The sequence below is a fragment of the Planctomicrobium stercoris genome, assembly GCF_051465655.1.
GTDB lineage: Bacteria > Planctomycetota > Planctomycetia > Planctomycetales > Planctomycetaceae > Planctomicrobium.
The window spans coordinates 4,795,193-4,812,536 of sequence record NZ_CP195791.1 but is presented as its reverse complement, the minus strand read 5'-3'; the positions used below and the strand labels follow the sequence as shown (position 1 = coordinate 4,812,536).

Genomic DNA, 17,344 nt, shown 5'->3' with positions numbered 1-17,344 from the left:
CGGCGAATGACTGAGCGGAATTTCGATGCGGTTTCGATCGGGACGAAACCCGCAATCGTGGCAGCCAATCCAGCGGACGCGAGTCGCGCCCTCAATCCGCGTGTTCAGGACGCCGATTAATCCTCCGCAGTCAGGGCAGTCATCCCCAGGCGAAAAACGCTGCTCCATCACCGCCCCCCCAGCCGGCTGCCGGACATTTTGCGAATGAACCCTTTGGGCTCATCGCGTGACACGACCGGCTTCACGATCGTGTGAGCTCGGGGAGCGAGTCGATTCCAGTTGGTCCCGTTGGCCGTGTGAAACCAGGCCATGATCATCGAGTATCGAAACGCATCGCGGAGATCCTGCCCCTCGTAACGTTTTTTCCAGCGGCCGTGTTCATCCTGGACATCTCCCAGCAAATGCCGGGCAAGGTCCACGCCGGGAATGACCTGTCCCTCAATCGCTTCCCGGGGAATGGAGTACCAGTTCGGATCTTCCCGTTTGACCAGTCCTGTCAGACGTTCTTCCACCCATTCCTGGCTCCGCTGAGTGTTCGCAATGAGCAGGTCATACTGAGCAGCCCGCTGTTTCGCTTTCACTTCCAGGGCAGTCAATCCGGACCGCTGAAAACCGGCCCGATACATTTCCGGAAAATCGACGTCGACGAACGGCCGATCAGCATCCTTCGAAGATCCTTTGATCGGCCAGCAGCCCGGCAGTTGGGCCGTCAGTTCATAGACTTCGTTGGTGTACGATCCGGAATCGATTCCGGTTGCCGACAGCTGCAGCGGGGGGCCGTTGTCGGCGTGTGGGTACGCCGCACTTCGGCGAACTTCGAGCAACTGCGTCTTGCTGAGAGCAAATCCGAGATCCACCAACTGGCCGCGTCCACCGTTTCCCCAGGCGGACACCCACCAGTAGAAAATCAGTTCATCACCCACCCGACCGACGTCACTCCCGAACGTGAGGAACCGCGACCAGGCAGGACAGACTCGCAGCGGTTCATCGACTCCCATCCGCAGAGCGATATCACTGGGCTGCACGGTCACAGGCCGGGGATCAAAGGTTTTCCCTTCCCAGCTGTTGATAAAGTTCCGGATCGCCTCTTTCTTGCCTTCTGCAGCGGTAATCGCCTTCACGAACTCTTCCGCATAAACGCCGATCGTCACGCCCGGCAACAGGGAATGCAGGGTAGACAATGGACCAAACGAAGCATGCCGACCGGCCCGCGTCGGAGCGCCGGTGATGCGACCTTTGCTGTCGATCTCCTGCCCTTCCTTCACCCATTTCCCGGCGTTGAGCATCTGGTATCGATGCTGCTCCTCGATCTTCTTTTCACACTTTTCGCACTGGATGTATGCGGTTTCCCGGGCTTTGTCGGGATCGAGTTTGCCATTCAGCTTTTGAAATCGGACGCCCCCGGGTTTCTTGCCGTCTCCCATGAACAGTTCCTGGAAGTGATTGCAGAACGGACACGGAACCATCCGGCGGCGGTTGTCTCCGGCGAGTCGCTGCTGTTCGACGTAGCTGGTCCCTTTCAGTGCCGGCGTGGAGATGATCAGGACCTTCGCCCCCACATATCCCTTGGTGCGTTCACCCATCAGCCAACGAAAATCCGCTTCCGAATCCGTGGACTTCTGTTTCATCTTGTCGCATTCGTTCAGCACGACTATGAAAGCTCCGTAGTCCGCTGCTGAACTGGGAGATCCCGCCCAGGCTCCGTGAATCTCGCACGTCGTCAGATTCATATGATCTTGAGATCGCATCCGCGGCGGGGGGCAGATGGGAGCGAGAGTTTCGCACCGCTCGAACAATCGCCATGTTCGACGGATGACCCGTTTCGTCGATCGTTCGTTGGCATCCGCAAACGCCATCGGATGAGGATTGCAGGCAGCGGTTTTCGCAAGGGCTGCCTGGCTGAAAGCGGTCTTTCCGATCTGTGCCGCAGTCTGGATCGTGATGCGATCGATTTCCGGATCATCGAACGCGTCGAAGGGTTCAATGAAATGCGGAAAGAGATCAAGGCGATAAGAGCCTTTCATTTTGGAATCGGAGGGCATCTTGAGCCACTGACAGACCCAGTCTTTCGTGGCGATCTGCGGACGGGGCAGAACGCAGTCATAGACCTTCGAAGAAAACAGACAGGAGATCATGCTTCCTCCTGCTGTTCATCGAGATGCTTCGCTTCCCGCTCGAGCTGCTCGCGCATGTTGGTGCGTCTTTTGTCGAGTTCATCCCGGATGCGGTTCTTCAGCTGCTTTCGGAGTTTGGCGGGGACCGTGTTCGCGATCAGGTCCGGCAGCTGATCGCACCAGTCCGCCAGCTCGGTCAAGATCGTCGAAGCGAAGAGTTCGACACCTGGGCGGGGGATGACTTTGCCACGTTCGCGATCCAGTCGGAGCTGTTCGCGAGCTCGCTGAATCTTGATCCGTCCGAGCTTCTCCTTCTTCTCTTCAAGGGAAATTCGCTTCGCCTCGTCAGAGAGTTCCGATCCCTTTTTGCCGGCCGCTTCCTGGCACTGCCGGATCAGCTCGATGTCCCAGCCCGCTTTGGTTTTCCCGTTGGGCGGAAACCATTCCTCGTGGACCCAGTTGCCCAGCTGGCGATCCGTGATCCCCAAAAGTTTGGCGGCGTCTTTGCGGCTCGCGATCATGCAAAAAACCGCGTAAACGGAAGGAAGGAAATGATTTCGATTTTTCTTACCGACAAAAAATTCCGCGATGAAAAGACCGCGCGCCCCGCCCGGGCCTCGGGAGGACCCGTGGGGGGGGGCCTCCCCCCTCCAAGTTCGTTGAAGTTCGGCGGGTTTCGTCGAACTTCGGATAGGCCTCCTAACCCAACTTCAGGGTGTATTTGTCAGGGTTTCTGTCGATCTTCAGGCCGTTCTTTTCAAGGTCTTCCACCTGCAGCTGCTTTGCCTGGAACGCTTTCAGGATGCCGGCTTTGTCCAGCTCCAGGCAGATCCGGATGTAGGGGAACGCCTCTGCAAACTCAGCACGGATGCGATCGAACTCAGGGAGGATGTCAGACGCTTCAATGATGCGATCAATGATCTCATCTTCCGTGGTGTTCGGGTCCACGAATGCCACCTTCTCAGGCTGCGACTTCGTGGTCAGACTGCCCGCATCGCTCTTCCATGTTTTCCGCTTGTCAGTGAAGAGATCATCGTGATGATCACGGGCGAAATCACAGACCGCTTTCTCCAGCCGGTTGGCGTACTCCAAACGTGAGATCATCTCGCCATCCACGTCGATCAGCTGCTTCTCGGCCAGTGCCTCATCGAGTTTCAGGACGTCCTCGTCTCGCTTGGCGATGAGAGCCAGAGCAGCGGCCCGGATCTTGGTGATCGCCCGCATGTAAATGGGGAGATGCTCGATCGACTCGACGACTGGTTCGAGACCAAACACTTCGGGAGATTCAGGAGCAGACATGATCGCGGGCTTTCGAGTCACAGACGAAGGGCAGATCTGATCAAGGTTGAGAGGTTCGATATCGGCAAGAGGATCAAGCATCAAAACAGCTTGAACGGGTTGTGGTAACAGAGCAGGGCGAAGAACGTCCCCGCAGCACAGACGCCGGCAACCACACCAGCGAGGACACTCAAGAGAACGTCAGGCCAAATTGACTGCTTTCGCAATTCAAGCGTCATTGATTCGTTGGCGGTCCACGTCTTACCGTCATCAGTGCTGATCTCGAGATTTGGAGACCACTGCCTGGATGGTGCGTGATGTTCAGTCATTTGTTTTTCCTTCTGAAGCGATCCTATAAGTCCGTGTTCTCGCGCTGGGGCGATGTATTGCACGGGTGCTGTCTATTGTTCAACGCTCTCGTCGCACCAACGTTTCGCACGCCAATAGTCGTCCCGGAACAGCATGCTGCCGGTGAACTCCTCTTCCCAGGAAGTGAACTCCAGCCATCGCCGTTCGTTATTGATCGTTTTCGGGAATAACAAAAACCCGCTTCGTACCCGAACTGCACCTACAGTCGGACTGAGCTGTTTGATCAGCGTTCTCATTATTCGTCCCTGTCTAAAGCATCATGAGGATCAACAGAACAACTCGGAGGACCTGCCACAGCCACATCCATGGGAATTCCGCTCTCACTGCCCGGCGGATCTCTGCCCGGTTTCGCATCCGTTCGCGGGCTGGTCCCTGCGCGGCGTTGGCTTTGGCGACGTAGTCCCGCACGAACTGATCCACCTGCGCCTGACGGTCCTGTTCAGGCGACTGGGTCAACGTGGAGACAGGGCCGCGATGAATGCGGTGCAGATCCACTGAGAGCTGAAATGTCCCGAGGCCTCCGAGGAGGGCCAGGACAGTGAGGAGTGAGAGGAGGGCTTTGCGAAACATGAGTGGACCTTGGTCTAGTTCTCGCGCTGGTCGCTGCCGGCGATGAGGAGTGAACAGATCACCGCCAGCAGCGACACGGCGAGCCCATCGGTCACAGTGCTGTTTCCGCGGATCATCATCCACCAGACCAGACTGATCACGATGAGCAGGATCATTGTCACCGCAGTGCTGCGGTGCTGGTGCTACGCTGGGCGGCCCGAATCGCTTCGCTCAATCGATGCTTCGCCTGGGCTTCACGGGCTGTCTCGAAACCGGTTGTTCGGCTCCGCTCCTCGTGTCCCAGGACAACGACAAACGTCGGTACGCTCTTGATGGCGAAATGCTCCGCGATCTCTTTCTGAGCCTCGATGTCGATCACATCCACCTGCCACTGGCTTTTGTTGAGCCAGGGGACCGCGGACAGCTTTGCAGACTCACAATCCGGAGAGCCTGCTCCAGTAAAGAGCAGGACTCGCGAGGCTTTGCCGCCAGCCAGGTATTCCGCTTTCGAGGCCGGCCCGGGAGGAGCGAAGGTCTGAAACGAAACTTGGTCGACCTCTGCCGGCAGGAACGTTTGAAACGTCGGCTGATCCTCGGCAACGATTTCCGGAGTCGCAGCCGCCGTCAGGAGGATCTGCATCTTCGGAGAGACGGCAGGAGCGAACGTTTCAAATGTCGGCTCCTGAGCCTGAACGGTGCTGATAAACAAGAGCAGGACCAGCGAGAGCATCGCCATCCAGCACAGATCGATCAACAGTTCCTGGCGGCTCTTTCGTGCAGTAGTCATGTTAACTCCTGGGTGAGGGTGGGGATCCCTGCGCACGGTCTCAGGCGACGATGTCGCGGGAACTACGGCGCCGGGATCGCGAGTGTGAAAATGCGGCAATCGTGCCGCTGAAGAGCGAGAGAAATCCGGAGATCTGGCCGGCACACTGGCAATCGCCCCGCCGCATGTGCAGATACTTCCGGCAGGCCGGAACCTGAGGCACGATCTCGGGCAGATCGATCACATCGGCCTGCCCCGGTGGCAACGCCAGAAACGTATCGAAGTTGAGCGGGCGATACGGAAAGCCGTCGAACATCGACAAAGCAAAGCTGTCCCCCTGTCCCACCATCCTGTTGACGGTCCGTTTGTCGACCCAGAACCCTCCCGGCGGTTCATCGCCGGCGGGCTTGCTGTGAGCGTTCTCGCCCCAGCTGTTAAGGCAGTAGACGTGTCCGGAGACATCATCCACGCCGATGAAACACATCTGATGAGCCCAGCTGCCTGAAGGAGTGGCGACCATCTTGCCATCGATGAGCTTCTGCTTCATGGCGAAACCCTGGTTGCTCGCCACTGTGACGGGATATCCGTTGGCGATCGCATCCCGCACCTGCTCATACGTCGTCACTTTGGCAAAGCTCGTGAGCTTGAATGCCTCGGCTTTTGCGAAGAACTCTTCGGGCGGTCCCTTGTATCCCCAACTGTCCGCGAGACTGCCGGAGTACTTCGGGACTCCCTCGAGATCCGCGGGAAGATTGCCATAGAGCTGACCGGCTCGCACGGCCCAGCTCCCGTTGCTGCCGGCCGACCGACCGAGCTTCCCCGCTCCGCACTCTTTTGCGGTGCGCGAGACTCCATAGTTGTAAGGCTGAAACACCGAGCGGAATTGATGAGAGGCACCATGCACGGCGATCTGGACCGCCTGCAGATAGTTGACGGCGTTGCTGTACCCCATGGAGACGCAGTCGCCTGTCTCCTGATAGTAGGTTGGCAGATGCTTTCCGCCGTTGATCGCTCTGGCATAGTCCCAGAGATGGACCACGGCCCCTTCAGCGCTCCCCCAGCTGGGCGCATCCTGAATCGCAAACGGTGGGACCGAGTTGCTGATCATCTCCTGATCAGCGAGGCTTGGAGGACACCATCCGAACCGGTCTTCAACCGGCGTCACGGCATCCGGATCGGGGACTTCAATCGAGCTGCCGAGGAAGAACCCGCCACTCAGCAGCGAGAGGATGAGAGGGAGCAGAAACTTGCGGAGAAGTGCTGGAAACATGGCGGGTGATCAGCGTTGGAGGTGAGCAGAGCGGAAGGATCGAGCAGCGCGAGAACTACTTCGCCAGGGGCTTCAGGCCGCTGGCAATTTCGAGCATCAGAACGGCGTAATCCGCATCGCTCTTGAACTTGCCTGCCATGTACATCGAGCTGAGCTTGCCCTGCAGCCACTTGCCGAAGTCCGACCACTCGGCCTCATGGCCCGCGATCGCCGCCCCGTTGGCTTTGCCATAGGCATTGAGGATTGTCACGGTCCCCTTGAGCGTGCCGGCATTGATCTGCGCCGCCGTAGTCTCGAGAGCCGCGACAAGTTTGCTGCAATCGCTGCTGAGCTGATCACACTTCACGAGCTTCGCCCGCTCGAAGACGTCTTTGGCGAGTCCATATTTCCCATCCGGAATGACCGGTTCGGGAGTCGGCTGGGGCTGCGGTTCCGGCGTTGGTTGCGGTCCTGGGAGCGGTTGAGGACCAGGAGGCGTTGGGGTGGGACTCGGCCCGGGACCGGGGGGATAAGGCGCCGGGCCCGGCGGATAGACCGCACTCACGCTGACGGTGTAATGATCGACATCGATCCCGTCCTTCGACGCGACAATCAGCTGAGCATCATAGACCCCGGGAACAAAATGAATCTCGACCTGACGATTGTCGGTCGAGATCGTAAACAGCGGGGGCAGCGTATCGCGCCGCGTGATCTCCCATCGGTATTGATCCCCTTCGGACTGATACGCATCGAGCAGGACCCGATCCCCATAAATCGCCGTGCTCGGGCCGCTGATTTTTGCGACAGGTCCAGCCGCAAAGAGGGGGGTGGAGATCAGCGAACAACACGCGAGGAGAAGAGCTGTTGCTTTGCCCGAGCCGGCGAAGGTCGAAAAGTCGAGCGGTTGCCCGCTCATGCCTCGCAGAATGAGATTTCCGATCGTGACGATGATCACCGCATAAGGAGCGAGTTCATCCGGCAGATTGCCGGACTCCGCATCCTTGGTCACCTGTGCCAGCACCAGCACAACCAGGCCCGCGATAAAGTTGAACCAGACGGTTTTGGATTGCAGCCACGACTTGGCTGGCGCGACGGGAGCAGGCGCTTCGTCCATGTGAGGGAGACTCCGGCGGGAAGGTGAGAAGGGATTGTCGGAGAGCTTTGAGCGGAGTTATCGCGCGGCCAGGGAGGCCGCTAAATGGTCGCAATCGAATGTACGACGCATCTTTTCCGACTCAAACTCGGGGATGGGTGCATAAGCCGTATCGGCGCACCGCGCGATAAATCCCCAAGACATTTTCTGACGGTGCCCATCAATCCAGGCAATTGCCCCCGCAGAATCGTACCCAAACACCCAGGCATCCAGCAAAATCGAGTCTTTGGGTGCAGGACCTTTCGCCGCCGTCCAGGGGGCTCCCTCGTGCATGTCCGCCATCTGCTCTCTCGAGATCCGCAGACGCGCGAGAACTCCCAGCTCCAGCACGATCGCCAGCTGCAGCTGCCGGGGCTGGCAGTGATCCAGGAATACGATCGCCCGCACTGTCGGCAGGGGCGCGGGCTCCTGATAGTCGATCACTTCGCCGGCCCTGCGTCGCCGTTCGAGCTGCCCACGCACGAGGTTAAATTTCTCGGGCACGGCGACGTCCTCCTTGAGCAGAGACTCGAAGGGGGTTGTGATCAACACGGCGTGATTGATGATGTCGGTAAAGTTCGTCGGCATGGTTGGACTCGCGATGATTGTCTGCCGGCGGCCCCCGGCGGTTGGTGACGTCCCCAGGAAGGGACCGGAGACCGCCGGCGAGAGGATCAATACAGCTGATGATTGAGGGAGGGATCGAAGCGATCCGCAAGCTGCTGGGCCTGACTCACGCTGATCAGACCGGAGATATACGCTGCCTCAATCACCCGTCTGATCTGCGGCCACCAGATCCGGTGCGTGATCCTCAAAATCCAGCGATCGAATCGAGCGCGATAACTTCCCGCGACAGGCAAAGCTGGCTGGACAGGCGGCTGGGGGTCCGGGGTAGAATCCGGATCATAAATTTTGATTGAAGAACTCACTTACGCTTCCTGCATGGGTGAGTTCGAAACCGTACTCTCAAAAGCTCCTTACCTTCCCTGGCAGAAACTTTCGCGGCTGAACCTGCGAGCATGACGCGCTCATGATGGCGCGAATGTCAAGACCTTTCAGGGATGGCATGAAATGATTAAACGACCTTTGCAATTTACGATGCCGGCCACCGACAAACGCGATCTGGTGCGCGATATTGAACGCCGTGGGCTGACCCAGCAGCAGGTCTTCGAACATCTGGCCACCGCCGACCTGGCCCGCATCCGCGAAGGTAAAGAGCCGAGCTACGCCAGCCTCCGCCCTGCCTCCTGATCACGCACGTGATCAACTTCTTTGAATCGATAAAGCCGAAGTTATCCATGCATTGCATGTTGGCTTCGGGGGATGGGTAGCGGTGATCGGAAACCCCGAAAATGGATCCTATGAATGGGTTTGGCGATCCGAGGGAGGCGAGCGGAGATTGCTCTCATCGAACCAGGGGTGGGGCTGTCCGGAGAGCGCGTTGCGAGAAGCTCTCAAGGTCGCAATGGAGGCCTGAGAAACAACTCCGGTTTATAGTGACGTTGGTTGAACTTCGGGGAAGTTCGACCATTCGCGCCCATCGATTTCGCGCCCTGATTTCTGACCGACACGAATGCAACTGGTCGGAAGCATCAATCGATTATTCTGATCCTTGGTGTCCGAAGATCCATTCGGATACAGAAATCGATGTTCAAATCGATCGATGTTCTTGCCGTGGACGAATGGGCTGTAGTGATTCATTGGCACCCATTCACCATGCTGTTTGTGAAAGTAGGCCACGCCCGCCGCTTGACATTGTTCGTGGATTTGCAGCCTCCAGTCCTCATGCCACGGACGGGAACCCGGTCCGGTTTCTCCACCGGTGATCACCCAATGAATTTTGGACAGCCATGGTTGCAGGTTGATGGATCCCAGCATCGGCTCAATGCTCAAGCCTCGCACAGATGCGGGGATCTCAATCAGCTGCGGGATGCGGATCTCCGCCCAGAGCTGATTCTCGACGGTGGCAATCAGCCAGACATTGGGCCAACCATTGCCCCAGTCCGGAGGCAGGCATTCGGCGATGCGCTCCGTGCGTTTTGTCACGATCTGAAAGGTCAGATCAGGCCGCTGGCGAATGATCTCCCAGGCCTCCGGACGCCACGCATCGGACTGTTCGTGAAACCAGTCAGACCAGCTGCAGGTGAAGACCTTCGATCCTGCTGGGATCTTGTACCCGCCCTCGCGTGACCTCTTCAGGGGCAGGTCAAACGTTTGATCGGCAGACCGGCGAACGATGGAGCCATCTTTGCCGTACCGCTTCATGTCCCGAAACATGTAGCAGTTCTGACAGGCGAGACTGACCTTGGTGCACCCCTGCCAAGGATTCCAAGTCGCATCCGTCCATTCGATCTTGCTATGTTCAGCCATCGTGTCACCTGATCGAGTACTGGCCTTTATCAATCAAAATGCGGCGGAACTCCCCCGCCGCTAGGACCGGCGCCTGTCACCGGATGGCACGGGTTAGATCACAGTGCTGCTCTCACTGCACAATCTTTCGCTTCGAGCAGCTTCCGCAGAGCTTCATTCGTCTCTGGGTTGTCGGGAGCTCTGGACGCCACTTCCTGGGCGAGCTCGCCGAAAGGTCGGGAAATGTTCTGCAAACTTTCTGGAAGATGCTTGAACTCGAAGTGTTTCAAAATCTTTTCGACTGCTGGGTGCATGTTTCCTCCTCTGAAAGCACGGTTAGCGATCCTCAACAAAACATCTGCATGACAAGGCGAACCGGGTTTACACCAGCACGCCAGATTCTTCCCTCGCAGCTCCTGCAGCTCGCGAGGACAGCGGGCCGCGATCGCGACCAGCAATGTGCAATCCCCGCCGGCGAATCTCCATTCCGCCATCCTGGCCGCCGGCAGGGGAAACTCCGAAACACAACGCTCATAAAGCTCCACGCACTCGCCGCGGTCCCCGTGGATCCCGATCCGAAACGGGTTCCCCCACTTCGACGGCCGCGATACTACAACGGTGTTTTCCGGCAGCCGGAATCCTGCCTTTCGAGAGAGCTGAATACGTTCAGGCATGATCATCGCTTCTTTGGGGGAGGCGGAGGACTCAAAGGTTTCTCGTAGCCGCAAGGTCTGCAAATCGACCCCCGCATTTCTCTTTTGCAAAACGGGCATCGGGGATAAATCGGAGGTCCATTTCCTACCATCGCTCGGTAATTCCCGGTTCTCGCGCTCACTCGGTCGGATCGGCGATTTCCGACAGCCAGTCAAGCTGCTCTCCATCGTTATTGATCACTTCGAAATCTTCGCAATTGATTCCGAACTTTGTCTCTTCCTGCATTTCAGCCGCCGTGGCGTCTGACCACAGCGTCTGGCCAGAAGCGGATCCGTCCATCAGTCAAAATCCGGATCGTTTTCCGGAGTCCAGTCTTTGCCCCAGTCCTCCGTGTCCAGCTCGCCGAGCTGCGGATCGAAGACCTTACGGGTCGTGCTGCCGTCCGCCTCACGTTTCAGCGTGGTGATCCGATAACCGCCCAGCCGGCCCGATTCGAGATCTTCCGTCAGCTGGCGGAGTCGTTCGAGCGATTCGACATGCGCGGCCGATTCGATGCGACGATCGACAAATCCGCGAATGACCCAACCGGCCAGAAACACCCACAAGAACACGCTGAATGTCATGATGCCCTCATCCTAAAAGTCACTGTTATCGCGCTCAGTCTTCGACTGATACCGATTCTGGAATTCCGGGTGCGACGTGCTTGGAATAGTTGTCGATCAGGTAGAACGTCGGCTCTAATTTGTGACGAGCCATCCAGTCATCGAACGTCTTTTGGATCGCGTCCGTCAGCTCTGCAGCAACTTCTTTCGAGCAGGAGAACGCCCCTTCTGCGCAGTCGAGACTGAAATCATCCTGACAGGTGATGTGTTCCAGGATGTCATCAGCGTCAGGCACACTGATTGTCGGAGCTCTTGTTTGCCCCACATAGTAGGTGTCGCCCGGACTGAGTTCGAGACTTTCCGGGCCGCCAGCGATCGCGTCCGCTTCTGAGTCCCACTCCCCTTCGCCATCCCAGTTCTCTTCGTCAGTTGAAGCAGTCCATTTTCCGTGTGTCATCACAAAATCCTCTCGATAAATCAGGGTTCTCGGTCAAAAAAACGTGAGCGGGAGGGTTCGAACCTCCTTGCCATTCCGAGTACGTCGGTCCGACATTTTCCGCCGTTGCAGTATCGCGTCCGACTTGCAGCGATCCCCCAGCTCCAACGCTGGCACCCACCTGTGCGAAAATCAGGGTTTCTCGATTCAGAAATCTTCACAGGCGAGAATGAAGGGGACTTCCAGTTCCTCAATCATCAACAGGTCCCACATCTGGTTCTCGAAAGAGTGCGTAGTTCCGTCGTCCTTGAAATAGGTGAAATCTTTCCACTTCTCGAAAGGGACCTCTTCCGGTTCGGCGATCAGTTCCTCCGCAATCGCCTCCTCGCGGGAGTATCCAATATGCCCCAGATAGCACAGGATTGCTTGCTCCAGGGAGTTTGCCGCAACCCAAACTGCCGACTCTGAATTAAGATTGAAAACCCTCGGAAACATCACAGCGTTCGTGTTCAAAATCATCTCCTCAGCGCGAGAATCTTTGGTTATCGGTTCAGTCGATCTGATCAATAAATTCTGAGACATTGGTCGCCCCGGGAACCAGCTCCAAGCTGCCCCCTTCGATGACGTCGACCCACGATAGATTCACGCGGGGAGCGAAAGTCCTGACGAAAAGAAAACCGTCCTTCTCCATTGCCCAGACTGGAATATTCAAACGGTTCCAGTCGGGCCGTTTCCCGCTTAACCAAAGTCGAACATCGATTGTGTTACGAGCTCGCGCTGGTGTCACAGAGAAGTCTGCACCCGGTTTGCAGAAGCCTCTCGGAAGCCCTAGGGCAATCGTATTGCCGAGACCGACCATAGTTCCCAGCACATGCCCCGTGCATCGCTGTTCCTCTTCCGAATAATTGAATCGCCCACAGTTACGATCGATTCCGCAGACGCAGCCAGGGCATTGAAACCGCTCTACCATCTCTGTTGTGTTCACTGAATTCTCCCTGGCTCGATAAGTTTGGTATTAACGGTTCGAAAAGTACCTGCTCGCATCCCAGAGGCCCTGGGCTCCGGAGCAGGGGATCGGAGTTTCCAGCTTCTGCACGTCTCGCAAGATCCAGCAAAACGGCCCCTCGGTGTGTTCGTGTTCTGCAATCTTGGCCATCGTGGCCGGGGTGATCCGCCTGGTTCCCTCTCCCTTCTCATACAACTTCCGGATCTGGTCGACGTGCAAGCAGTCCCACAGCGTGCAGACTGCGAGAATGCAGCTGTGGGGATGCTCCTGAAGCTCCTTCGCAGTGAGGTACTGCGTGCCTTTGCCTGCATGGATGGCCAGCTTACCGCGATACAGGCACTCCCACTTCCGGTTCTCGACGAACTTGGTCCCGTCCGCGATCAGGGAAGCGAATGGCTGGGAAATCGTGAGGGCTTTCATTGCGGATAATCCCTGCAGTCCATTTCGGCCGGTCGAATCCGGTCATCCTCAATCGAATAAGCACCGGAGACACCTTCGAACCAAGCAACTGCTGAGTGTCCGCTCATCACCTCAGCAGGGTCTCGTACCGTTGTTTCGATCCAGCCGGTGTCCTTTCGCAGCTGGAGTTTCGTACCGACCGGATAGTCGCGATTGAAACGGTCGACGATTTGCTGCAGCTGTGCTTCCGACTTCAAGCCACGATTTTTTCGGCTGAATCCGCTGCGAGTTTTCCATCCATCTTTAGATCGCATCTGAAAAATTCTCCTGGTGCTATAACTTTGGGTTCTCGGTTCAGGTCGATTCAGGAAACCAGCGATTCAATCGGTATCAGCACTTCGACGTACCGAATCGTGAAGTCCTCATCGCTCCCGAATTTGGAATAGTGCGAAGTCCAGTTTGTGATGCGGGCTTCCGGCCAAATGCCGCGAATCACAGCGATGATCGCCGCTTTGTTGGCATCCGTGTCGAGAGCATGCCGATCTTCGGATCTTCGTCCCTCTCCGCTGAAAACAATGCCAGCGCCCTCCAAGTTAGCCCTGAGTTCGTCGGCGGACTTTTCATCAGAGTCGGGGGTGTCGCTATAAGAATAAATCCCGTGCAAGGCGTCACAATGCAGCTTTGCGGAGAGATACCTCGGCCCCGCACTGATGTCAGAGGCGTAATTAAATCCGGCCTTTTTCCAAGTTGGGTAGATGGAATCGACGGCCTTTTTCACTGCCTGGGCGAGAGCCTCGCCTGTTACTGAGCCCGCCAGTTGCTTCTCCAGTTCGCGAATGCGTTCATTCGCTGCCCGGAGAACTTTCTGGGTCGACTTATGATCGGCTTCGCGATCCGACTCAAATCCGACCGCTGCCGCAACACGATCCAGTGCTGCGAATGCCACCCCCAACCCGTTCGCTCGGATTGAAACCGTTAAACTTCCCTTCTTGGCCATCTCAGCCACAAACGCAACAGCCTGCACGGCCCCTCTGTATCCCGCCTCAACGACTACCGTTTGATCAGCGTTCAGCGGTACAGGCGTTTCGTCATGATGGCACTCAGCTCTGCTGTTCATTGCAATCGACTCGTAGGACTCCCTCGACATGCTGCACTCCCCCAGCGCGTTAACGCTTTGTTTTAGAACCGACTTCCTTCGATCCATCCACCTTCTTCATCACAGTGATGGCCTTCGTGGCCTTCCTCCAGTTGACAGAAATGACGCCCGATCGGGAGTCCTCCGCGAAAGAAATTCCAGCACAGACGACCATGATCATTGCCGATCCAATCCGGCCCCATGAGCGGCCGATAGCGAGCTATGAATTCCTTCAATTCTCGCTCAGCCAACTGCACTTCAGTGCGACGTTCCGCGAGCACCTGGCGGCGTTCTCGCTCCGCTCCCGGCCATGGACCCCAGTGAACCCGCCGTCCGTTGCGGATCCAATATCGCTTGTTCGCCAGATCCATTCTCAACTCTGCCAGGCGATCATTCACCGCCTGAGCCAGCAGAGAATCCACTTCAGGATTCTGAAGTTGCGTTTCCATCATGTTCACTCCCAGCGCGATAATCCGGTGTTTCAGTTCACTCTTAACTAAACTGGTTCGAGTCCCGGCGGGAACTCCCCAGGCATCCACTCTGCGAGCAGCGCGGGAATCAACATCTCCTTGCTCGCTGACAGCTCTTTGAAGTTCGCGATATCGTCGCACTCGATCCGCTTAGACGCCGGCAGATCCTTGAGGAGTGAGAGCGGGTAGATCTCCAGCACCTCCGCATCAGGTCGCCAGTCGGTGGCGTAATCGATCCCCAACATCGAGCAGAGCTGGAGCAGTGTGGAGACATCGTCAAAGAGATCCGTGCAGCCCGAATCCGGATGTTTTCCGAAGAGCTGCGTCAGGATGTTACGGATCACCCGATCCAGATCAGCAGCTTCATGTTTCTCGAGGTACTGCCAGAGCTGATCCGTCTTCAAAAAGCGGTTGGGGCTCTCCTCCAGCTCGATGCCGAGGACCGTTGACATCAGCGTTCGATTGCTGATGACGTCGTACATCGCCTCTGTGCCGCTCAGGGTAACAAACAGCTTCAGCGGCGTGAGCCGGTCTTTCTTCGGCAGCTTCGCGACGGCCTCAGCCAACTGCAGGCAAAGCCATTTTTCTTTCGCCTGAGCAACCGCATGTTCATCGTACGTCGCGGCTGCCGGCTTCTCGTTCTCCGCTGGAGCGGATGGAGAGGCCGCTTTCTGTTTCTGCTTCGCTTTGGCTTTCGCCTCTTTCGAGAGCTGACTGTAGAGCGTCAGATTAAAGGCTCGTTTCTCGGTCCCGCCCCAGCTGCGGGGAACTTCCAGAATGTCCAGAGCGTCCCGGTTTTTATCAGTCACCCGAAACGGGCAATTGTCATGATACTGCCCCTGTGCCGTTGGCCGACTGACCCGTCTCACGGACTCGTTGACCAGGGCTTCGAACTTCGGAACACTGATCGGTTCCCATCCATTCCCTTCTCGGTTCTTCACATCCGCCTGCAGGTCCTTCTGAACTTGAGCGATGACAGCAGGCCGGTCGAGCCACGTCGCCAGACAGCGGGCATGCGTCGCACTGATCACGTGCGTGGTCACGAGCTCCTGCAGCTCGTCCGGCAGCTTGATCAGCACGAGATGATTCGCGATGCTTCCCTGGCTGTGCCCCTCCCCCAGTCGCTTTGCCAGGTCCCGCTGTGAGCATCCGAGCGTGTCGAGCATGGACTGATACCATCGTGCCCGCTCCAGTGCCGTGAAGTTCTTCCGGTCCTCGTTATCGCGGCCGAGGATCTCGATCGCCTGCTGCTCCGTGGCTTCGATGATCCGGACCCGGAGCGACTCCCATCCGGCTTGTTCCGCAGCCGCCCGGCGACGATGGCCCGCGAGCAATTCGATCCTGCCAGGCTGCGTCGGATGCTCGCGGCCGATGGCCTCGACCAGCTGCCCCTGACTCTTGAGCGACTGCACCAGGTCGGCAATGTCGACCTCTCCACTGCGAGGGTTGAGTGGATGCGGGAGCAGCTTCGACAGCGGCACATCGCGAGTTTCGACGTGTCGAGCCTGAGTGCTCTCTGCGGCTGCCGGCCTTGATTTCCCTTTGCTCTTTTTCGCGGGAGCCTCTGGCAACGGATCTGGCAGCAGAACAGGTGTGCTGCATTTGCCGCAGTCGGTCCGGGCGATCCCATTGGTTTCACCGCAGCCGGCGCAGCACCATGCGAGTTTGCCGTTGACGAGCGGGAAGATCCTGTGCGGAGAAAGCGCATTGACTGTTGCTTCTTTGGACGCGGCCTCCTCCTGAGTCTCGGGGACCTTTCCAACGAACGATTCGAACTGATCGGCGATTTGACCGGCAACTTCCGCGAGACGTTTTTCATCAGCCGGGGATCCTTCTGCGAGTTTCTCAAGCCAACGCGAGACCTGTTGTCCGGCTGCTTTGATCGCTTCCGTCTCGGTGGGGCGGACCTCCTGCGGGTCGCACTCGACATCCAGGCTCCTGGACAATTTCGCATCGTAAAGCACCACTCCGAATCCCCATCGATCGGGGGCGAACTGAACGGAATCCAGTTTGCCAGAAACTTTCAGGCGGGATTCAATCCGCAGCTGAGTACTGTTGGGGATTGCTGTTGCTGCCTCAGCGGAACGGGCCTTACGAGTCTTTGTCGAGACGGACATGCTGACGATCCTTCTTCAATTGAATGGGTGACTTGCGACCTATGTGGCAACAATTGCACACTCGGCATCGATACACCGACAATCCTGGGTCTCCGGCATTCAGGTGCCTTCTGACCATCGCTCTCGCTTGGCGGCGCGAGAGCTTGAGTTTCCGTGTCACTGAACAACGATCAGCGTTCTCAAAATCCACCTGTTTCATCTGCCACCAGCTTCAGAAGTTTCGGGCGCAAAGAGGTTGCCTGTGGACGCTCGCCAGCGTGGCGAATCTGATTGAACAAAGTGACGTTTCCAGCTCTCTTCGCCATCCGCTGCAGATCACCTGGGGTCATCCGATTCAGCGTATCGCCAACCTGAGTTTCGAAGTCTGTTGGGGACTCGCCATCATCCGCGGAAGGTGCGACAAGAGGCCAACATTCCTCTGGAGCGAAGCTGCTACGCGCCTTTCGCAATCGCTTGTAGAGCTGAAAGGGAGTCCAATTCTGTGCCGCAGAATGTTCGCTAAAAAACCGGCAAATTCGCATCGCATGGTCGGGAGTTACATGCTTTCGAGCGACGTCCACCGCAAGGTCAAAACGATCAACTCCCAGCTTCACAAGCTCCTCCTCCACCTCACTCCAATTTGGGGGATGTAGGGGGAGCGGTTCCTCTGTGCGATTCAATGGGCGTTTCATATATAGTGGGATGGACCCACTGTCCACTGGGATGGACCCACTGTCCAC

The 17,344-nt window shown here is 57.4% G+C and carries 22 protein-coding genes and 1 pseudogene; 1 reads left to right on the top strand and 22 read right to left on the bottom strand.

Going from position 1 to position 17,344, the window contains the following annotated elements; translation table 11 throughout:
- Positions 1 to 167: 167 nt before the first annotated feature.
- The 11 genes from SH661x_RS19375 to SH661x_RS19325 all read right to left on the bottom strand — a co-directional run bounded on the left by SH661x_RS19375 (position 168) and on the right by SH661x_RS19325 (position 8,386).
- Positions 168 to 2,135, bottom strand: coding sequence for a terminase gpA endonuclease subunit (locus tag SH661x_RS19375; RefSeq protein WP_437224999.1), 1,968 nt, complete (start codon positions 2,133 to 2,135; stop codon positions 168 to 170).
- Positions 2,132 to 2,635 carry a hypothetical protein gene (locus SH661x_RS19370; protein WP_437224997.1) on the bottom strand — a complete coding sequence of 168 codons (504 nt, stop codon included), beginning with the start codon at positions 2,633 to 2,635 and terminating at the stop codon, positions 2,132 to 2,134. Before SH661x_RS19370 ends, SH661x_RS19375 begins: the two co-directional genes overlap by 4 nt.
- Positions 2,636 to 2,813: 178 nt before the next feature.
- The gene (locus SH661x_RS19365; RefSeq protein WP_437224994.1) at positions 2,814 to 3,413 is read right to left on the bottom strand and encodes a hypothetical protein; all 600 of its coding nucleotides are present in this window, start codon (positions 3,411 to 3,413) and stop codon (positions 2,814 to 2,816) included.
- 80 nt (positions 3,414 to 3,493) lie between these two features.
- A complete protein-coding gene (locus SH661x_RS19360) occupies positions 3,494 to 3,721 on the bottom strand; it encodes a hypothetical protein (RefSeq protein WP_437224991.1) in 228 nt (75 codons plus the stop codon).
- 289 nt (positions 3,722 to 4,010) lie between these two features.
- On the bottom strand, positions 4,011 to 4,331 hold the full coding sequence (locus SH661x_RS19355; RefSeq protein ID WP_437224989.1) for a hypothetical protein: 321 nt from the start codon (positions 4,329 to 4,331) through the stop codon (positions 4,011 to 4,013).
- Positions 4,332 to 4,345: 14 nt separating this feature from the next.
- Positions 4,346 to 4,486, bottom strand: coding sequence for a hypothetical protein (locus SH661x_RS19350; RefSeq protein WP_437224986.1), 141 nt, complete (start codon positions 4,484 to 4,486; stop codon positions 4,346 to 4,348).
- Between the two features lie 2 nt (positions 4,487 to 4,488).
- Positions 4,489 to 5,097, bottom strand: coding sequence for a thioredoxin family protein (locus SH661x_RS19345; RefSeq protein WP_437224983.1), 609 nt, complete (start codon positions 5,095 to 5,097; stop codon positions 4,489 to 4,491).
- Between the two features lie 40 nt (positions 5,098 to 5,137).
- Entirely contained in the window at positions 5,138 to 6,346 is a 1,209-nt protein-coding gene (locus SH661x_RS19340; protein WP_437224980.1) for a hypothetical protein, read from the bottom strand.
- A gap of 55 nt (positions 6,347 to 6,401) precedes the next feature.
- Positions 6,402 to 7,439: a hypothetical protein gene (locus tag SH661x_RS19335; RefSeq protein WP_437224978.1), complete on the bottom strand. Its 1,038-nt coding sequence runs from the start codon at positions 7,437 to 7,439 to the stop codon at positions 6,402 to 6,404.
- A gap of 57 nt (positions 7,440 to 7,496) precedes the next feature.
- Positions 7,497 to 8,045, bottom strand: a complete 549-nt coding sequence (locus SH661x_RS19330) for a hypothetical protein (protein WP_437224976.1) — start codon at positions 8,043 to 8,045, stop codon at positions 7,497 to 7,499.
- A gap of 86 nt (positions 8,046 to 8,131) precedes the next feature.
- Positions 8,132 to 8,386, bottom strand: coding sequence for a hypothetical protein (locus SH661x_RS19325; RefSeq protein WP_437224973.1), 255 nt, complete (start codon positions 8,384 to 8,386; stop codon positions 8,132 to 8,134).
- Positions 8,387 to 8,528: 142 nt separating this feature from the next.
- Between SH661x_RS19325 and SH661x_RS19320 the strand changes: the two genes are divergently transcribed.
- A complete protein-coding gene (locus SH661x_RS19320; RefSeq protein WP_437224971.1) occupies positions 8,529 to 8,708 on the top strand; it encodes a hypothetical protein in 180 nt (59 codons plus the stop codon).
- 240 nt (positions 8,709 to 8,948) lie between these two features.
- On the opposite strand, the gene SH661x_RS19315 is transcribed toward SH661x_RS19320, so the two are convergent.
- From SH661x_RS19315 to SH661x_RS19265, 11 genes and pseudogenes are all read right to left on the bottom strand, one after another.
- Positions 8,949 to 9,827 carry a DUF5131 family protein gene (locus tag SH661x_RS19315; protein WP_437224970.1) on the bottom strand — a complete coding sequence of 293 codons (879 nt, stop codon included), beginning with the start codon at positions 9,825 to 9,827 and terminating at the stop codon, positions 8,949 to 8,951.
- A 314-nt stretch (positions 9,828 to 10,141) separates the two neighbouring features.
- Positions 10,142 to 10,480: pseudogene (locus tag SH661x_RS19310) on the bottom strand (DUF4326 domain-containing protein); the annotation flags it as partial.
- Between the two features lie 157 nt (positions 10,481 to 10,637).
- On the bottom strand, positions 10,638 to 10,799 hold the full coding sequence (locus SH661x_RS19305) for a hypothetical protein (protein ID WP_437224967.1): 162 nt from the start codon (positions 10,797 to 10,799) through the stop codon (positions 10,638 to 10,640).
- Positions 10,799 to 11,083: a hypothetical protein gene (locus SH661x_RS19300; protein ID WP_437224965.1), complete on the bottom strand. Its 285-nt coding sequence runs from the start codon at positions 11,081 to 11,083 to the stop codon at positions 10,799 to 10,801. The genes SH661x_RS19305 and SH661x_RS19300 overlap by 1 nt, the downstream gene beginning before the upstream one ends.
- Before the next feature lie 34 nt (positions 11,084 to 11,117).
- Entirely contained in the window at positions 11,118 to 11,519 is a 402-nt protein-coding gene (locus SH661x_RS19295) for a hypothetical protein (protein ID WP_437224962.1), read from the bottom strand.
- A 186-nt stretch (positions 11,520 to 11,705) separates the two neighbouring features.
- Positions 11,706 to 11,993: a hypothetical protein gene (locus tag SH661x_RS19290; protein ID WP_437224960.1), complete on the bottom strand. Its 288-nt coding sequence runs from the start codon at positions 11,991 to 11,993 to the stop codon at positions 11,706 to 11,708.
- A 520-nt stretch (positions 11,994 to 12,513) separates the two neighbouring features.
- On the bottom strand, positions 12,514 to 12,924 hold the full coding sequence (locus SH661x_RS19285) for an ASCH domain-containing protein (RefSeq protein WP_437224958.1): 411 nt from the start codon (positions 12,922 to 12,924) through the stop codon (positions 12,514 to 12,516).
- Complete coding sequence (locus SH661x_RS19280; protein ID WP_437224955.1) at positions 12,921 to 13,217, bottom strand: hypothetical protein; 297 nt, start codon at positions 13,215 to 13,217, stop codon at positions 12,921 to 12,923. Before SH661x_RS19280 ends, SH661x_RS19285 begins: the two co-directional genes overlap by 4 nt.
- 50 nt (positions 13,218 to 13,267) lie before the next feature.
- Positions 13,268 to 14,020, bottom strand: a complete 753-nt coding sequence (locus tag SH661x_RS19275) for a hypothetical protein (RefSeq protein WP_437224953.1) — start codon at positions 14,018 to 14,020, stop codon at positions 13,268 to 13,270.
- Positions 14,021 to 14,082: 62 nt separating this feature from the next.
- Positions 14,083 to 14,490 (bottom strand): hypothetical protein, encoded by a 408-nt coding sequence (locus tag SH661x_RS19270; RefSeq protein WP_437224950.1) that lies wholly within the window; start codon positions 14,488 to 14,490, stop codon positions 14,083 to 14,085.
- A 44-nt stretch (positions 14,491 to 14,534) separates the two neighbouring features.
- Entirely contained in the window at positions 14,535 to 16,625 is a 2,091-nt protein-coding gene (locus SH661x_RS19265) for a ParB/RepB/Spo0J family partition protein (RefSeq protein WP_437224948.1), read from the bottom strand.
- Positions 16,626 to 17,344: the final 719 nt, after the last annotated feature.

Excerpts from the sequence above, each read along its gene's own strand:
- SH661x_RS19365 (WP_437224994.1), bottom strand. The coding sequence starts at position 3,413 with ATGTCTGCTCCTGAATCTCCCGAAGTGTTTGGTCTCGAACCAGTCGTC.
- SH661x_RS19370 (WP_437224997.1), bottom strand. The coding sequence starts at position 2,635 with ATGATCGCGAGCCGCAAAGACGCCGCCAAACTTTTGGGGATCACGGAT.
- SH661x_RS19315 (WP_437224970.1), bottom strand. The coding sequence starts at position 9,827 with ATGGCTGAACATAGCAAGATCGAATGGACGGATGCGACTTGGAATCCT.
- SH661x_RS19265 (WP_437224948.1), bottom strand. The coding sequence starts at position 16,625 with ATGTCCGTCTCGACAAAGACTCGTAAGGCCCGTTCCGCTGAGGCAGCA.
- SH661x_RS19340 (WP_437224980.1), bottom strand. The coding sequence starts at position 6,346 with ATGTTTCCAGCACTTCTCCGCAAGTTTCTGCTCCCTCTCATCCTCTCG.
- SH661x_RS19345 (WP_437224983.1), bottom strand. The coding sequence starts at position 5,097 with ATGACTACTGCACGAAAGAGCCGCCAGGAACTGTTGATCGATCTGTGC.
- SH661x_RS19270 (WP_437224950.1), bottom strand. The coding sequence starts at position 14,490 with ATGATGGAAACGCAACTTCAGAATCCTGAAGTGGATTCTCTGCTGGCT.
- SH661x_RS19330 (WP_437224976.1), bottom strand. The coding sequence starts at position 8,045 with ATGCCGACGAACTTTACCGACATCATCAATCACGCCGTGTTGATCACA.
- SH661x_RS19290 (WP_437224960.1), bottom strand. The coding sequence starts at position 11,993 with ATGTTTCCGAGGGTTTTCAATCTTAATTCAGAGTCGGCAGTTTGGGTT.
- SH661x_RS19375 (WP_437224999.1), bottom strand. The coding sequence starts at position 2,135 with ATGATCTCCTGTCTGTTTTCTTCGAAGGTCTATGACTGCGTTCTGCCC.
- SH661x_RS19335 (WP_437224978.1), bottom strand. The coding sequence starts at position 7,439 with ATGGACGAAGCGCCTGCTCCCGTCGCGCCAGCCAAGTCGTGGCTGCAA.
- SH661x_RS19355 (WP_437224989.1), bottom strand. The coding sequence starts at position 4,331 with ATGTTTCGCAAAGCCCTCCTCTCACTCCTCACTGTCCTGGCCCTCCTC.
- SH661x_RS19320 (WP_437224971.1), top strand. The coding sequence starts at position 8,529 with ATGATTAAACGACCTTTGCAATTTACGATGCCGGCCACCGACAAACGC.
- SH661x_RS19280 (WP_437224955.1), bottom strand. The coding sequence starts at position 13,217 with ATGCGATCTAAAGATGGATGGAAAACTCGCAGCGGATTCAGCCGAAAA.
- SH661x_RS19300 (WP_437224965.1), bottom strand. The coding sequence starts at position 11,083 with ATGACATTCAGCGTGTTCTTGTGGGTGTTTCTGGCCGGTTGGGTCATT.
- SH661x_RS19360 (WP_437224991.1), bottom strand. The coding sequence starts at position 3,721 with ATGACTGAACATCACGCACCATCCAGGCAGTGGTCTCCAAATCTCGAG.
- SH661x_RS19305 (WP_437224967.1), bottom strand. The coding sequence starts at position 10,799 with ATGGACGGATCCGCTTCTGGCCAGACGCTGTGGTCAGACGCCACGGCG.
- SH661x_RS19350 (WP_437224986.1), bottom strand. The coding sequence starts at position 4,486 with ATGATCCTGCTCATCGTGATCAGTCTGGTCTGGTGGATGATGATCCGC.
- SH661x_RS19275 (WP_437224953.1), bottom strand. The coding sequence starts at position 14,020 with ATGAACAGCAGAGCTGAGTGCCATCATGACGAAACGCCTGTACCGCTG.
- SH661x_RS19295 (WP_437224962.1), bottom strand. The coding sequence starts at position 11,519 with ATGACACACGGAAAATGGACTGCTTCAACTGACGAAGAGAACTGGGAT.
- SH661x_RS19285 (WP_437224958.1), bottom strand. The coding sequence starts at position 12,924 with ATGAAAGCCCTCACGATTTCCCAGCCATTCGCTTCCCTGATCGCGGAC.